Source organism: Parasphingorhabdus sp., assembly GCF_048269865.1.
Taxonomy (GTDB): Bacteria; Pseudomonadota; Alphaproteobacteria; order Sphingomonadales; family Sphingomonadaceae; genus Parasphingorhabdus.
The window spans coordinates 146,580-162,877 of the sequence record NZ_JBLWUA010000006.1; the positions used below are offsets into that span (position 1 = coordinate 146,580).

A 16,298-nucleotide genomic window follows, 5' to 3' on the forward strand; every position below is an offset into this window, starting at 1 on the left:
GGTCTGAGCGCCAAGCCTATTTCGGTTTAACCTTGGTTGCTTCCCAATCGGCCACCGTGCTGAACGCGGGTAGCGAAGTCGAGTCCCCGTCAACTTTGCGTGTCGGAACATGGCCCGGCGGCAGATTGGGCACATCCAGCCCCGCCTCAGCGAGCAGATAAGGGGATATCCGCCTGGCGGTGCAAAGTCCTCCATTGCCGTCGCTGACCAGACGCGTTTCGAATTGGATGCCCTGCTGATTCCGGTGGGACCGGCAGACGGTTGCGACCGCGAGTTGACCGTCACCAAAATCGATAACGAATTTGGTGCCAACCGGAACATTATATAGTCCCTCCACCATCGCGCCGGTGACCGACAGATTGCGGATGACGATGGAATAGACATGGTTGTCGTGGATCATCCGCACTTTGCGAAACATCGACAGCCGTTCGTTTCGATGGCGCTTCGGCCCCGTAGGTTCGATGCTCCATTGACCATCGGAAAGATTTTCGGACAGCTCTGCATTGCTGACGCAGTCGCCGAAAACACGGCCCTGGATATGGCCGACATGCAGGTTTTTGATCAGTTCATGTTCGTCCAATGCCTCGATGCCCTCGGCGGCGATCTCCATGCCGAGTGCCTCCCCGAGCGCAACAATCGCAGAGATGATGGCACCGTTGGTCGACCCCTCTTCCGTCGCGCCGCGGACGAAATTCTGGTCAATTTTGATTTTGTCAAAGGGTGCATCTTGCAGATGGCTGAGCGACGAATGACCAGAACCGAACCCGTCCAGAACCAAGCGGACGTCTCTGCTCTTGAGAGCCTGGAACATGGCGTCCATCTCATTGGCTTCAGACATGAAAACACCATCGGTTATTTCCAGTTCGAGCCGTTCAGCCAACAAACCTGAACGCTTCAACGCATTGTCGACGATTTTCGGGAAACGTTCATCGGCAAATTGACTTGGCGCAACATTCACCGCCACTCTCGTCGTCCCCGGCCATTTTACCGCATCTTCGCAAGCCTGGTTCAGCGCCCATTGGCCAAGATCCCAGATCAGGTTGGTCTCTTCCGCAATGGGAATGAACAAAGCCGGATCAATCTGACCCCGCTCGGAGTGGTTCCAGCGCATCTCGGCTTCAAACGCCTCGACAATGTTGGTCTTCGCATCGACAATCGGTTGATAGGCCAGTTCCATTTCACCCTTGACGATCGCGCTGTCCAGATCTTCTGCCAGCTCCCGCCGCTCTTCGGCAGACTGCTGCAGATCCTTGGAATAGAAACGAAATCGGCCGCGCCCGTTTCCCTTGGCTTCGTACAGAGCCAGATCGGCACTTTTCACAATTTCCTCGCCCGATAGCCCGTCAAACGGACTGATTGCGATGCCGACCGAGGCACCGATAATACATCTATTGCCGCTAACCAGGTATGGCTGCGAAATGCTGCTGATGATTTTTGTTGCCAGTTCCCCCAGAACGCCGCGGTCCTCACAATCAAGCAGAATTATCTGAAACTCATCGCCGCCCAAGCGACCGACCTCACCGGTCTGACCCACAACCTTCGACAGACGTTCTGCTACCTGTTTCAACAATGCATCGCCAATGGGATGACCCAATGTATCATTGACTTGCTTGAACCGATCAAGGTCTACCAACATCACGGCACAGGTTCTTTTCTGTGCCTGATAGGTCGATAGCGTCGTCTCCAGCTTTTTCGTCATGGTGGCGCGGTTCGCGAGTCCGGTCAGTGAATCGAACTTGGCCATCCGGGACGTGTCCAGCGACGCCTTGCGTTTCGCCGTCACCTCAGAACCGCTGCCACGGAAGCCAAGAAAATTGCCTGATTTGTCATGATAGGGACGGCCAGAGATCGCCAGCCAACATTCCTCTTCAGAGTTCGCCGCCTGCACCTCCAGATCACTGAATTTGACCTTTTTCGTTAGAATGAACGGCAGTGTTCTGGCACCGGATTCGTTATTCTCGGGCTTAAGGAAGAGCGAAACCATCGGCTTTCCGATCAGCTCTTCTGCCGTCCCTCCGAGGGTCTGCGCGACAAATTCAGTAATATAGGTCAGATTCCCGGCAGCGTCGGTCGACCAGAACCACCCGAGCCGGCTTTCTTCATAGGACTGTAGCAAAAGAAGAGCATCCTCGGCCCGGATCTGGCAGGGGTCATTTGAAGCCTGCGATCCGAGCAAGGAGCTGATGTTACCAAAAAAGCCTCTGGTTCCGCCCGAAGCCTGCTTGATATTCAGATCCTCACTTGTGCTTGATGAACTGGTTTCCATCGCTTCATTCTTCTCGCTCAACGATATCATGGTAAATTTCTAAACAAGAGGTATTGCATAATGGTAAAGATCCTGCCGAAGCGCTGCAGGATCCCCGCAAGAGCACTCTTGCATTACCAGAGCAAATCGGTCATAGGCGCCGCTTCCGCGTGACCGAGCCTGACTCGTCACCGGAAAACGAAGAAAGCCGGAGGGGCGTGTCTGCATGGTGCGGCGTCAGCGATCGGCGGTAAATGAAGGAATGATTGCATGCCAATGTATGAGCATGTCTTCCTTGCGCGACAGGATCTGAGCCAGTCTCAGGTTGATGCTCTTGCGCAGGAAGCCACCAAAATTGTAGAATCGAATGAAGGCAAGGTCGTTCTGACCGAGACCTGGGGCCTGCGTACGCTCGCCTACAAGATCCAGAAGAACCGCAAGGCTCATTATGTCATGCTGCGTCTTGACGCACCGGGCAATGTCGTTCTGGAGCTCGAGCGCCAGACCCGGATCAACGAAGATATCATCCGTTTTCTGACCATCCGCGTTGACGAGCATGAAGAAGGCCCGTCCGTGATGATGCGCAAACCAGAACGCGAGCGTGAACGCAAACCGCGCCGCGACGATAATTAAGCCAGAGAAGGAGTTAAAATATGGGACGTCCATTTTTCCGTCGCCGCAAAAGCTGCCCCTTTTCCGGCAAAAACGCAAAGCCCATCGACTATAAAGACGTGAAGACGTTGTCGGGATTCATTTCCGAACGCGGCAAGATCGTACCAAGTCGTATCACCGCAGTTTCTGCCAAGAAGCAGCGCGAGCTTTCCAAAGCCATCAAACGCGCCCGCCATCTCGGCCTGCTGCCATATCTCGTGAAGTAGGAGCGAAACAATGGATATTATTTTGCTCGAACGAGTAGAGAATCTCGGAAGCATCGGTGATATTGTCACCGTCAAAAACGGCTATGCCCGCAACTTCCTGCTGCCGAACAAGAAAGCACTGCGCGCCAACGAAGCGAACAAAAAGGTTTTCGAAGCCAATCGCAAGCAGATCGAAGCGGATAACGAAGCCAAGCGCAAGGAAGCCGAATCGGCATCCGGCGACATCGACGGCCGTCAGATCGTATTGATCCGCGCGTCGTCCGCCAGCGGTCAGCTATATGGTTCCGTGTCGGTTCGCGATATTGTCGAAGCCCTGAATGCCGACGGCAAGGGCACCTTGGTCGAAAAGAGCATGGTGATCCTGGAGAAGCCAATCAAGACGCTCGGTGTTTTCGATGTTCGTATTCGTCTGCACCCGGAAGTCAACGTCAACATCCAGGCAAATGTCGCCCGTTCGGATGATGAAGCCGACCTGCAGAAAGACGGCGTCGACGTGATCGCCCAGATGTTCGAAGAAGATCAGGCTGAACTGGCTGCCGCTGCCCTCGAAGTCATCGACGAAAATAGTGAAGTCGATGAAGAAGCGAAGGCCGAGCTCGAAGAAACCGTTGAAGCGGGTGCTGGCGAGACTCCGGAAGCCACGGAAACAGAAGAACAGGACGACACCGAAACCAAGGAATAGTCCTATTCTGAACTTGCTTTTGAAAGCCCGGATCCGGATCGTCGCAAGGCGGCGCCCCAGATCCGGGCTTTTTCTTTGGAGGCGGGATTGAACAAAGATTGGCAATCCAGATTTGCAGGCGATGCAACGCTCTTTCCGCATCTCGCTGATCTGCAACAGAATCAGGTGCTGCTGTCGACGATGAGCGAGGCTGCATTCAACCAGGCGAGTTTTCTCGATCAGCGGCTGTTTACGCCGGAGCTTGAGCGGCAGGTTGTCGCCTGGAACGATATCGCATCCATAGCTTTGCCGCCGCTCCAAAAACCCCACTATATTTTCCATATAGGTCATGTCGGTTCGACCCTGATTTCACGGCTGTTGGGTGAACTCGACAGCGTATTGGCTTTGCGGGAGCCAGCTATATTGCGGCAACTGGGCGATGAATATGTAAACAGGCAGGCTGATATTGGCTGGTCGGACGACGAAAGAACCCATCGTCTGGATCTGGTCGAAACCTGGTTGTCCCGCGTATTTCATGCCGGCCAGCGCGTAATGATCAAGGCGAGCAGCTTTGTCAGCCCGCTGGCGCGGCCATTGCTCGCCGACGCAGGCACGGCGCTTTTCCTGTTCACCTCGACCGAACGCTATCTGCAAACGATATTGGCCGGAGACGCGTCCAAGCAGGAAGCTGCTGCGCTGACCGACCTTAGGCTCAGCCGCCTCCAGCAGCATTGCGGTGGATCGCTGAAAACAGAAGGCTCCCTTTCGCTTGCCCAGACCGCCGCGCTCGGTTGGTTGTGCGAGATGGTCACGCTTTGTGATGCGGAAAGCCACTGTCCGCAAGCAAAGATTGCCTGGCTGGATTTCGATGATTTTCTGGATCAACCGGCGGAACGTTTGCAGCCGACGGCCCAGCATTTCGGGCTGGACCTGTCGACCGAGCAGGCCCGGCGTCTTGTCTCCAGTCCGATCATGAATCGCTATTCCAAGGCACCGGAATATGACTATAGCGCATCGCTGCGCGAAGAACTGCTGGCTGAAGCCGGAAAATTTCATGCTGACGATATCAAGCAGACGCTGCTATGGATCGATCAACTGGCGCGGCGCTTTCCGATAGTCGCCGCCGCACTATCAACAGCGGAATCGAGACGATAATGTTCAAGCAACTCAGCTTACTGGATCAGGCGCAGGTCAGGGAATTGAAAAAAATCGCCAACGAGGCGAAATTTGTCGATGGAAAGATCAGCAATCCACACAGCAAGGTCAAAAACAACCTGCAGCTGCACGACGTTGAAGGCTACAAGAAGTCATCGAAAATCCTGCACGACGCGTTGATGTCCAACCGCGAATTTGTTGATTTCGCCTTTCCGGAGCGAGTCGCGCCGCCACTGATTACCCGGTACAAGCCGGGCATGAATTACGGGCTGCATGCGGACAGCGCCATGATTCCCCTGCCCGACGGCCCGCTGCGTTCCGACCTGAGTTGCACCGTCTTCCTGAGCGACGTCAACGACTGCAAGGGCGGCGCCCTTCATGTGACGCAAGGCGAAGCCGGCATGCGGTTCAAGGGCATTCCCGGAACTGCGATCGTCTATCCCTCCTACACGCTGCACGAGGTCGAGCCTGTCACCCAAGGCGAGCGGATGGTTGCGATCACCTTCATCCAGAGCAAGATCCCCGACGCGATGAAGCGCAATCTGCTCTACGAACTCAACGAAGTGGCGGCGCTGGAAGGCCTGAATATGGCTCAGGAAAATTATACCCGCCTGCAGGCGGTGCAATATAATCTGATGCGGAAATGGATGCGTTAAGCGGCCAGTAGATCAATAGCCCATCAGGCTCATCACTTCCTCACGGCTGCGGGCGTCGTCGAGGAAACAGCCCAGCAAACGACTGGTGATCATCCCGACACCGGGCGTGCGGACGCCGCGGGCGGTCATGCAGCTGTGGCTCGCTTCGATCACCACCGCGACGCCTGCGGGTTTCAGATTATTCCAGATACATTCCGCGACTTCCGCGGTCAGCCGTTCCTGTACCTGAAGACGCCGCGCGAATCCGTGCAGCACACGGGCGAGCTTGGAAATGCCGACCACTCTGTCGGTCGGCATATAAGCGATGCTGGCCTTGCCGATAATCGGCGCCATATGATGTTCGCAGTGGGAGTGAAAGGGAATGTCCTTGAGCAGTACAAGCTCGTCATAGCCACCGACTTCCTCGAAGGTCCGGGCGAGATGCATGGCCGGATTTTCGGCATAGCCTTCGCAATATTCCTTCCAGGCCCGCGCGACACGCTTCGGCGTGTCGACCAGCCCTTCTCGTTCGGGGTCATCCCCGGCCCAGCGGAGCAATGTCCGCACTGCTTCCTGAACTTCGTCGGGAACCGTAATTTTCTGGGCTTCACGCTCAGCGAGCGCGTCGGCAATGGAGATGGAATAGTCGGCCAATTCGGGTCCTTCGGTTCAGCGATTGCAATGGCGACAAGTTAGGCCAGCGGACGGCCTCGCGCAAGTGCACCTTGGGGCAAATCTGCAAAGGAAAAAGGTGGTGCGCCCAGAGAGATTCGAACTCCCGACCCCTTGATTCGTAGTCAAGTACTCTATCCAGCTGAGCTATGGGCGCTAACCAGACGGTGCAGATAGGGGCTGAATGCTGTGCTGGCAACCCATAATTGCCCTCTTTGCGCAACATTCTGAACATTCGTTCGCATCTGTGCTCCGCGCTGGATGCGGAGCACAGTGCCATATGGAATCTCTTGCCGCCAAAGCTCCGCATCGAGTGCGGAGCACATCTGTTTATTTTTGCGACAAGGCCGCCTGCGCAGCCGCCAGACGGGCGATCGGCACGCGATAGGGCGAGGCGCTGACATAATCGAGGCCGGTTTTCTCGCAGAAGGCAACCGAAGCGGGGTCACCGCCATGTTCGCCGCAAATGCCCAGCTTGATATCGGGGCGGGCTGCCCTGCCCCGTTCGGCAGCGATTTCAATCAGTTGGCCGACGCCCTCGATATCGAGGCTGACGAACGGATCGCGCGGGAAGATACCCTTGTCGACATATTGGGTCAGGAACCGCCCGGCGTCGTCGCGGGAAACACCCAAAGTGGTTTGCGTCAGATCGTTGGTGCCAAAGCTGAAGAACTCGCCATGTTCGGCAATCTCGCCGGCCATCAGCGCGGCGCGCGGCAATTCGATCATGGTGCCGATAAGATATTCGATCTCGCGGCCCTTCTCAGCGAACACTTCTTTCGCCATCCGGTCGACCACGTCCTTCATCAGCTGCAGCTCGCGGGCCGTTGCAACCAGCGGGATCATGATTTCGGGAATCGGCGCTTCGCCGCTCTTTTCCGCAACTTCGCAGGCCGCTTCAAAGATCGCACGCGCCTGCATTTCGTAGATTTCAGGATACGTTACGCCAAGACGGCAACCGCGATGGCCTAGCATCGGGTTAAACTCGTGCAGTTCGCTCGCCCGTTGTTTCAGCGTTTCCACGCCGACATCCGCAGCTTTCGCCACTTCCTCAAATTCCGACTGCTGATGCGGCAGAAATTCGTGCAATGGCGGATCGAGCAGCCGGATGGTCACCGGCAAGCCGACCATGACCTCGAAGATCTCGCGGAAATCATTGCGCTGTTCCGGCAGCAGTTTCGCCAGAGCAGCCCGCCGCCCTTTTTCATCAGAGGCCAAAATCATCTGACGCACCGCCGTTATGCGCCCGGCGTCAAAGAACATATGCTCGGTCCGGCACAGACCAATGCCCTCTGCCCCGAAATCACGGGCGATTTGACAATCCAGCGGCGTTTCCGCGTTGGTACGGACGCGAAGACGGCGAACCTTGTCGGCCCAGACCATCAGCACGCCGAAGTCGCCGACCAGTTCTGGCTGAATGGTGGCGACACGACCGGCCATCACCTGGCCATTGCTGCCATCGATGGTCAGCATATCGCCTTCTTTCAGTTCCCGATCACCGACCTTCATCGTCTTCGTCTCATTATTGATCGAAACCGTGCCGGCACCGGAAACACAAGGTCTCCCCATGCCTCTCGCAACCACAGCGGCATGTGACGTCATGCCGCCACGTGCCGTCAATATGCCCTTGGCCGCGTGCATCCCGTGAATATCTTCCGGCGAGGTTTCCACGCGCACCAGGATGACGTCATCACCCATTTCGGTGCGACGTTCGGCAGTGTCGCTGTCGAACACGATCAGGCCGCTAGCAGCACCCGGAGAGGCTGGCAGGCCGCTTGTGAGCACGTCGCGCTTGGCGTCCGGATCCAGAGTCGGGTGCAGCAACTGGTCGAGCGCCATCGGATCGACCCGCATCACCGCTTCTTCCTCGGTGATCAGGCCGTCATGCGCCATATCGACGGCAATCTTGAGCGCTGCCTTGGCGGTGCGCTTGCCCGACCGGGTCTGGAGCATCCACAATTTGCCGCGTTCGACAGTGAATTCGATATCCTGCATGTCGCGATAATGGCGTTCGAGCAGGTCAAAGACGGAGGCCAGCTCCTTGTAGGTTTCCGGCATCGCCTCTTCCATCGACAGCGGCTTGGCATTGGCTTCCTCGCGCGCTGCCTTGCTGAGATATTGCGGCGTACGGATACCGGCGACCACATCCTCGCCCTGCGCGTTGATCAGCCACTCGCCATAATAGGCGCTGTCGCCGGTCGACGGATTGCGGGTGAAAGCCACGCCGGTAGCGCTGGTTTCGCCCATATTGCCGAAGACCATCGCCTGGACATTGACGGCCGTGCCCCATTCTCCCGGAATATCGTTGAGACGGCGGTAGACCTTGGCCCGCTCCGCCTGCCAGCTGCCGAAGACAGCGCTGACGGCGCCCCATAGCTGATCGTTGACGTCCTGCGGGAATGGCTTGCCCCAGAGTTTCTCGACCAGCCCCTTATATTCCGCAACCAGGGCTTGCCAATGCTCTGCTTCCATCTCGGTATCGGTGAAGAAACCATTGTCTTCCTTGGCAATTTCCAGCGCTTCTTCAAAAGCATCATGGTCCAGTTCGAGCACCACATCGGAATACATCTGGATGAAGCGCCGGTAGCTGTCCCAGGCAAAACGCTCGTCCCCGGAGGTCTTGGCCAGACCTTCTACGGTTTCATCGTTCAGCCCTAGATTGAGCACCGTGTCCATCATGCCGGGCATCGATGTGCGGGCGCCGGAGCGGACGGATACCAGCAGCGGATCGGCGGCATCGCCGAATTTCTTGCCGGTCACGGATTCGATATGCGTTATGCCCTCGGCCACCTCATCGCGGACGCTGTCCGGATATTGGCCACCCTCGGCATAATAGCGGGTGCACATTTCGGTCGAAATGGTGAAACCCGGTGGCACCGGCAGGCCGATATTGGCCATTTCGGCAAGATTGGCCCCTTTGCCGCCGAGAAGGTTGCGGGCTTCTGTCTTGTCAGACGGCGCACCGTCTGCATTCATGCCACCACCGAAACGATATACATATTGGGTCATTCTTGCTTTTAACTCCGTGTCTTAGGCCTTCCTCTTCAGAGGAAGGATTGGGGTGGTGCCGCGCCACTGGAAAATTCGGAAAGCGACATCAAGCCCCTTCCTCATGTCCCGCCCCTGGGTTCGTTTCCCTGAAAGGGAGCGATGATTGCTCAGGTCGCCTTACCGAAAAACCTGCCGCTGTTCTTTACAAACTTTACAGGGTTCGAAATCAAAATTCCTTAACCCTCAATCCTGGAGAAATCGGCAACCTGATGGACGGCATCGCGGAAGCGCGCCAGCAGGGCTAGCCGCGCATCACGCTTGTCTTCGTCACTATCATTCACGGTCACATCCTCGAAAAATGCATCAATCGGTTCCCGCAGCGCCGCCAGCGCGGTCATCGCCTTTTCAAATTCTTCCGCCTCGATCGCTGCGGTGACTTGCGGCTGGGCTGCGTCGAGCGCGTCGATCAGGGCCTTTTCGGCTTTTTCGGGGGTGTAGGAAAGGGGTTTTGCACTATCGTGCTCTACGCTTGATGCGGAGCCCTGGCCACCACCAGCGCCTCCTGCCTCGCTCCGCATCAAGTGCGGAGCACTACTGCCCTCTTTCTTCAGAATATTCGAAGCCCGCTTGTAGCCAGCGAGCAGATTGACGCCGTCCGGGGTCTCGACAAAGGTCTGCAACGCCTTAACCCGGGCGAGCAGGCGCACCAGATCATCTTCACCGCCGAGCTCAAACACCGCGTCTATGAGGTCGTGACGAACGCCCGCTTCACGTTGCTGGACTTTGAGGCGATCGGCGACGAAGGGTAATACATCAAGAACCTGATTCATCACCGAATTAAACAGATTTTCTAATCTGGGCAAAAGGTCTTCAAGGTGCCTACGTTCTGCCGCTTCTGGGCTTTTTGGATCAAAATAGATATCTGTAATCCGCTTCAACATCGTTTCTGAGGCTACCGGCAAGGGGTATTCAGGCCACATTGTCTTCACGAGTGGTCGAAAGCCTTCTGGATATACTCCTTTTCCGACAACTTCGGAATACACAGACACAGCGGATATTATCGACGCCGCTCGCTTAAGAGAGAATCTAAGATTATTTTCAAGAATTAACGCGACAATGCCTAGCGCAGCCCTTCTAAGAGCGAACGGATCCTTTGATCCAGTCGGTCGCTCATCCACGCTAAACATTGAGACCAAAGTATCCAGCTTATCCGCCAAACTCACCCACACCGTCACCGGATCGCTCGGCACATCATCGCCCTGCCCGACCGGCTTGTAATGATCTCGGATCGCGTGTGAGACTTCTACCGGAAGTCCTTCTTTCTCTGCATAATAACCGCCCATCAAGCCTTGCAGCTCGGGGAACTCGCCGACCATTTCGGTGACGAGATCGGCTTTGCAGAGACGTGCGGCCTGCTTGGTCTGTTCCGGGTTGGCATGGAGTAACCCGGTCCCTTCTAAAGACGCCAACCACTCAGCCAGCTTGGCCACACGCTCTACCTTGTCGGCAACCGTTCCCAGTTTTTCATGGAACACGATGTTGCTCAATTTCTTTGCATGATCCTCCAAACTGGTCTTCTGGTCAAGTTCCCAGAAGAATTTTGCGTCGGAGAGCCGTGCGGCGAGGACTTTTTCGTTCCCCGCGATAATTGCTGCGCCACCATCGCTGGCGGCTATGTTGGCCGTGCAGACAAAGTTCGGGGCGAGTGCGCCCTGTTTGTCGCGGCAGATAAAATATTTTTGATTCACGCGAGCCGTAAGCTGGATCACTTCCTCGGGTACATCGAGAAAGGCCGGATCAAAGCTCCCCAGCAGCGGCACCGGCCATTCGGTTAGACCGGCATTCTCGATCACCAGTCCCTCGTCCTCGACCAGCTCCAGTCCGGCGTCCGATGCAGCCTTGGCGGCACCGTCGCGGATGATATTCTGGCGTTCTTCGTGGTCGACGATCACATGGCAGGCGCGGAGTTTTTCTGCGTAATCGGCGGCGTTACCGATGGTGATCCGCCCAGGTTCCGTTCCTGTCGAGCCTAGTCGAGACACGCTGGGATCACTCTCCGCCGCTTGTCTCTCGACTTCGCTCGAGACGAACGGGGTGCTTGCATTGTGAAACCGGTGTCCTACCGTGTCAAAACCCGACTTTATGCCGTCAATTTCACATTCCACCAGCGCGTCGCCTAGGATCGCGACAATGCCGCTCAGTGGCCGTACCCAGCGCAGGCTCTCGGTCGAGAGGCTGGCTTCGCCCCAGCGCATCGATTTCGGCCAGGGGAAGGCCTTGATTATCGCGGGAATGGCGTCCGCGAGCACGTCCCTGGTATCGCGGCCCGGCTTGTTGATAACAGCGAAATAGGTCGGACGCCCCTTGACGTCGCGCACTTCCAGCTGGTCGCGGGTGACGCCATTCTTGCGGCAGAAGCCCTCGACCGCCTGATCGGGGGCACCTTCCGGCGGCCCCTTGGCTTCCTCGCTGACCGCTTCGGTCTCGGCCGGCAGATCCTTGGCGATAAGAGCCAGTCGTCTTGGCGTCGACCAGACGGTAATCGCGCCCGCTTTCAGACCGGCGTCTGCCAACTGCGCGGTGAACAGGCGCTCGAGATCGGCTCTCGCCTTGGCCTGCATGCGGGCGGGGATTTCTTCGGAGAGCAGTTCGAGGAGGAAATCGGTCATGCGCATCCACCCTGATACTCGTCATCCTGAACTTGTTTCAGGATCTCGTGCGGCAGGTGCACAATCTGAAGGGGTCCTGAAACAAGTTCAGGATGACGAAATTGTTGGCTCATCACGCCGCCCACCCGTTCTTTTTCATATGCGCCTCACAGCTGCCTTTCGCGAGATCGCGGACGCGGCCCATATAGCTGGCGCGTTCCTGCACGCTGATCACACCGCGCGCCTGCAGCAGGTTGAACACATGGCTGGCCTTGATCGCCTGCTCATAGGCCGGGATCGGCAGTTCCTTCTCAAGGCAGTTTTCGCATTCCGCCGCCGCCTTGTTGAACAGGTCGAACAGGCTGTCAGTATTGGCGACCTCGAAATTCCATTCCGACATCTGCTTCTCATTTTGCAGGAAGATATCGCCGTAAGTCATTCCCGCGCCGTTATAATCCAGATCATAAATGCTATCGACGCCCTGGATATACATGGCCAGCCGTTCGAGGCCGTAGGTCAGTTCGCCGGACACCGGTTTGCAGTCGAATCCGCCCATCTGCTGGAAATAGGTGAACTGGGTGACTTCCATGCCGTCGCACCAGACCTCCCAGCCGAGGCCCCATGCACCGAGCGTCGGGCTTTCCCAGTCATCCTCGACAAAGCGGATATCGTGCAGCATCGGATCGATGCCGATCACCGACAGGCTGTCGAGATAGAGCTGCTGGATATCCGGCGGCGATGGCTTCAGGATCACCTGATATTGATAATAATGCTGCAGGCGGTTGGGATTTTCGCCGTATCGGCCATCGGTCGGGCGGCGGCAAGGCTGGGCAAAGGCCGCTTTCCAGGGGTCGGGGCCAAGCGCCCGGAGCGTGGTCGCGGTGTGGAACGTCCCTGCCCCCATTTCCATGTCATAGGGCTGCAGGATCGCACAGCCCTGATTGCCCCAATATTCATGGAGCTTGAGGATGATCTGCTGGAAGCTGAGCGGCTTCGTATCGGACAAGATGAAGACTTTCTTCGCGAGTGCAATATTCAGGCGCTGCTTTGGCGAAAGGGCGGCAGAGGGTCAAGGGAGGATTGGTCTGATGTGCGACCTTATTCGTCATCCTGAACTTGTTTCAGGACCTCCAAAGGCTATGCGTGATCGCAAAGGATCCTGAAACTAGTTCAGGATGACGATGCTTGTTGCTCCGCCTCTTATTCCGCCGCAACCAGCTCTTCCGCCCTTGCCACCGTTACCGGCACCGCGTTCAGGACGGCATTGCCGGACAGCGGGTCATAGCGCTCGGTGTCGGTGAGATCATTGAGCGAAACCCCCGGCTTTTCGCGGGCGACCGACAGGCCGACGCCTTTGCGTCCATGGCCGAAGCCGTGCGGAATGGAGACCACGCCGGGCATGACGTCATCGCTCACTTCGACCACAATATCGACGCTGTTCACCCGGCTGGTGACTGACGCCATGGCGCCATCGACCAGCCCGCGTGCGCTGGCGTCATCGGGGTGGATCATCAGTGTGCAGCGGTCCGGGCCCTTGAGCAGCCTTTGGCTGTTGTGCAGCCAGCTGTTGTTCTGGCGGACATGGCGGCGGCCGATCAGGCGGAGACTGTCCGGCTGTTCCTTGTCGAGCGCCGCCCCAAAGCGCTCCAGCTCGGCGAGAAAATCGGGATGGGCGCAGTGGATCATCTGGTCCTCGGTGCGCAGCCGTTCGGCCATGCAGGGACGCAGCGGCCCGAGATCGATACCATTGGGTGCGGCTTCCACTTCCGCCAGCGTCAGGCCGGCGGGCGAGCTTTGCAACATGCCGTCGAGCACATCGCGCGGCTCGCGAATATTCGGCACATCCTGCCCGTCCTGCACCAATATCTCCCGCGCCAGTTCGGCGATGATTTCCCAGTCGGTCTTTTCGCCGTCCTGCAGATCAAAGATCGCCGGCGAGTAGCTGGCATAGTTGCGGATCGCCAAAGGGCCGAAGAAGAAGGGATAATGGTCCTTTTCCAGCGGGCCACAGGGCGGGAGGATATAATCGGCGTGGCGGCTGGTTTCGGTGACATACATGTCGAATGAGACCATCAGATCGAGCTGTTCCAGCGCCCGGTCGAGCTTGGCCCCGTCGGGCGAGGACAGTACCGGGTTGCCGGTAACCACAAAAAGCGAGCGAATGCGTTCCTCGTGCTCGTCATCGCGCAACATCTCGTCAGCAAAGGTCACCATCGGCAGTTCGCTCATCACCGAAGGCATCGGACCGCGTACGGTATCGGCGGTGCGCACCGATCCGCGACCCACCAGATTGATCGTGTCGAGCGCGGGTTCCGGCACCATCGTGCCGCCAACCCGGTCGAGATTGCCGGCGGCAATGTTGATCACCTGGATCAACCACTGGTTGAGCGTGCCAAATTCGCAGACCGAAACGCCCATCCGGCCATAAATGGCAGCGGGTTGATCGGCGGCCAGCTGAGCGGCCATGTCCTGCATCGTTTCGACCGCGATGCCGCAATGCGCGGCCAGCTGATCCATATCAAAATCGGCGATGGCGGGTTCGATGGTGCTCCAGCTGTCGTCCAGCATCGCATCAAGCCGCGACGTGTCGGTCAGCCCGGCATCAAAAATGCTTTTCAATATCCCGATCAATAGCGCCGTATCGGTCCCCGGCTTTACGAAGTGATGGGCGTCGGCTAGTTTGGCGGTCTCGGTCCGGCGCGGGTCCACGACCAGCAGCTTGCCATCGCGCGCCTGCATTTCTTTCACGCGCTTCTTGAAGTCCGGTACCGTCCAGATACTGCCATTGGAGGCGGCCGGATTGCCGCCGATGATCAGCAGATACTGGCAGCGATCGATATCGGGCACGGCAGCGAGGCTGACATGGCCGTACATATGATATTGCACGACATGGTGCGGAATCTGGTCGAGCGTCGAGGCGGAATAAATGTTCTTGAGGCCTATCGCCCGGCGCAACTGGCCGATCTGGGTGGAAATGCCGTAATCATGCGCGCTGGGATTGCCCATATACATGGCAGGCCTCGCATCCTGCCCCTTGAGATCGAGCAGCCGGGCGGCGATTTCCGAAAAAGCCTGCTCCCAGCCGATTTCCTGCCAGGCACCATCGACCTTTTTCACCGGTTTGTGCAGGCGGTCGGGATCATCCTGCAGATCGGCGATCGCGGTCGCCTTGGGACAGATATGCCCGCGGCTCAGGACATGATCGGGGTTCCCCTTGATCGACAGGATTTCGCGGCCCTCGACCTCCACCAGAACGCCACAATTGGCCTCACAGATGTGGCAGGTGCGGGCGTGAATCGTGCTCATCGGAAAACTCCTTGATTTAACCACCCGGTTAACAGATTAGTCTGTCGCTCGCCAGTGCCCCGAAGCTACCGCTCAAAATTTGCTGGGCATTTGTCGTCAATTGTTCAATGAAGCCCGTTTAACCACTCGCCGGAGAAACCTGTTCATGCCGCGTAACTGGCCTTTTGTCGCCTTGCTCCTTCCGCTTTATCTCTCGCTCACCGCCTGCCCGGCAAGCGAGGCTGAAACTGCCAGTGCTGGCAGCACCGCCGTCCCCGCCACCGAAAAGCCGGCTGCGGTGATGCCGGACGATGCCGACCCTGCCCTCTGGGTAATCAAGGATGAAGACACCACCATCTACCTGTTCGGCACCGTTCATATCCTCCAGCCCGGGATGAGCTGGTTCGATGAGGCGGTGAAGGACAGTTTCGATGCGTCGGACGAACTGGTCGTCGAAATGATCAAGCCTGATCCTGCGGTGATGATGAACGTTATCAATGACCTGGCGATCGACACCACCGGGATCGCACTGCGCGACAAATTGAAGCCCGAAGATCGGACCAAATATGAGGCGGTGATGGCGGAGCTGGGCTTGCCCCTCGCTGCATTCGATCCGCTGGAACCCTGGTACGCCAGCGTCAGCCTGTCTTTAATCCCGCTGATGCGCAACGGCTATGCGTCCGATCAGGGCGCTGATGATGCGTTGATGGCGCAGGCCGCCGCGCGCGGGATCAAGATTGTCGGACTGGAAACGCCGGAGCAGCAGCTCGGATTTTTCGACAATTTGCCCGAAGCGGTCCAGATCCGCTTTCTCAACTTCACGGTCGATACGATAGACGATGCCGCCGAGGGTATGGAGCAGATGGTCATAGAATGGGCCAACGCCAATGTTGATGCGCTGGGAGAGCTGATGAATGCGGGCCTGGAAGACAAGATTCTTTACGATACCTTGCTTGTCAATCGCAACCGCAGCTGGGCGGAGTGGGTCGAGCATCGGATGACGGAGCCGGGCACAATATTCCTAGCAGTCGGCGCCGGCCATCTTGCCGGAGAAGGCAGCCTGCAGTCGATTCTCGCAAAAAAAGGGATAGTTGCAGAACGGATTGAATATTGATTATTCTTAGCTCC

Annotated in this window: 12 protein-coding genes and 1 tRNA gene; 6 read left to right on the forward strand and 7 right to left on the reverse strand. The window is 57.4% G+C overall.

Translation table 11 applies throughout. The features are described 5' to 3' along the window. Positions 1-16: 16 nt before the first annotated feature. Positions 17-2,296 carry an EAL domain-containing protein gene (locus ACN0WW_RS09870; protein ID WP_417611936.1) on the reverse strand — a complete coding sequence of 760 codons (2,280 nt, stop codon included), beginning with the start codon at positions 2,294-2,296 and terminating at the stop codon, positions 17-19. A gap of 219 nt (positions 2,297-2,515) precedes the next feature. Here ACN0WW_RS09870 and rpsF point away from each other — a divergent pair, with 219 nt between their 5' ends. The 5 genes from rpsF (at position 2,516) to ACN0WW_RS09895 (ending at position 5,595) form a co-directional block, all read left to right on the forward strand. Further along, positions 2,516-2,878 (forward strand): 30S ribosomal protein S6, encoded by a 363-nt coding sequence (gene rpsF / locus ACN0WW_RS09875; protein WP_417611938.1) that lies wholly within the window; start codon positions 2,516-2,518, stop codon positions 2,876-2,878. Positions 2,879-2,898: 20 nt separating this feature from the next. After that, complete coding sequence (gene rpsR / locus ACN0WW_RS09880) at positions 2,899-3,123, forward strand: 30S ribosomal protein S18 (RefSeq protein ID WP_417611940.1); 225 nt, start codon at positions 2,899-2,901, stop codon at positions 3,121-3,123. 10 nt (positions 3,124-3,133) lie between these two features. Continuing rightward, positions 3,134-3,805 (forward strand): 50S ribosomal protein L9, encoded by a 672-nt coding sequence (gene rplI, locus ACN0WW_RS09885; protein WP_417611942.1) that lies wholly within the window; start codon positions 3,134-3,136, stop codon positions 3,803-3,805. Positions 3,806-3,892: 87 nt separating this feature from the next. Further along, positions 3,893-4,939 carry a hypothetical protein gene (locus tag ACN0WW_RS09890; protein WP_417611944.1) on the forward strand — a complete coding sequence of 349 codons (1,047 nt, stop codon included), beginning with the start codon at positions 3,893-3,895 and terminating at the stop codon, positions 4,937-4,939. Beyond that, positions 4,939-5,595, forward strand: a complete 657-nt coding sequence (locus ACN0WW_RS09895) for a Fe2+-dependent dioxygenase (protein ID WP_417611946.1) — start codon at positions 4,939-4,941, stop codon at positions 5,593-5,595. Before ACN0WW_RS09890 ends, ACN0WW_RS09895 begins: the two co-directional genes overlap by 1 nt. 12 nt (positions 5,596-5,607) lie before the next feature. Here the strand turns inward: ACN0WW_RS09895 and folE are convergent, their stop codons facing one another. The 6 genes from folE to ACN0WW_RS09925 form a co-directional block, all read right to left on the reverse strand. Continuing rightward, positions 5,608-6,228 (reverse strand): GTP cyclohydrolase I FolE, encoded by a 621-nt coding sequence (folE, locus tag ACN0WW_RS09900; RefSeq protein WP_417611948.1) that lies wholly within the window; start codon positions 6,226-6,228, stop codon positions 5,608-5,610. A gap of 98 nt (positions 6,229-6,326) precedes the next feature. Beyond that, positions 6,327-6,403, reverse strand: a tRNA-Arg gene (locus ACN0WW_RS09905). Positions 6,404-6,576: 173 nt separating this feature from the next. Then, positions 6,577-9,255 carry a pyruvate, phosphate dikinase gene (gene ppdK, locus ACN0WW_RS09910; protein WP_417611950.1) on the reverse strand — a complete coding sequence of 893 codons (2,679 nt, stop codon included), beginning with the start codon at positions 9,253-9,255 and terminating at the stop codon, positions 6,577-6,579. A 218-nt stretch (positions 9,256-9,473) separates the two neighbouring features. Continuing rightward, positions 9,474-11,906, reverse strand: coding sequence for a glycine--tRNA ligase subunit beta (gene glyS / locus ACN0WW_RS09915; protein ID WP_417611952.1), 2,433 nt, complete (start codon positions 11,904-11,906; stop codon positions 9,474-9,476). Between the two features lie 112 nt (positions 11,907-12,018). Further along, positions 12,019-12,891 (reverse strand): glycine--tRNA ligase subunit alpha, encoded by an 873-nt coding sequence (locus tag ACN0WW_RS09920; protein ID WP_417611954.1) that lies wholly within the window; start codon positions 12,889-12,891, stop codon positions 12,019-12,021. A 194-nt stretch (positions 12,892-13,085) separates the two neighbouring features. Further along, the gene (locus tag ACN0WW_RS09925) at positions 13,086-15,191 is read right to left on the reverse strand and encodes a molybdopterin oxidoreductase family protein (protein WP_417611956.1); all 2,106 of its coding nucleotides are present in this window, start codon (positions 15,189-15,191) and stop codon (positions 13,086-13,088) included. A 145-nt stretch (positions 15,192-15,336) separates the two neighbouring features. Between ACN0WW_RS09925 and ACN0WW_RS09930 the strand changes: the two genes are divergently transcribed. After that, positions 15,337-16,284 carry a TraB/GumN family protein gene (locus ACN0WW_RS09930; RefSeq protein WP_417611958.1) on the forward strand — a complete coding sequence of 316 codons (948 nt, stop codon included), beginning with the start codon at positions 15,337-15,339 and terminating at the stop codon, positions 16,282-16,284. The last annotated feature ends 14 nt before the right edge of the window (positions 16,285-16,298 follow it).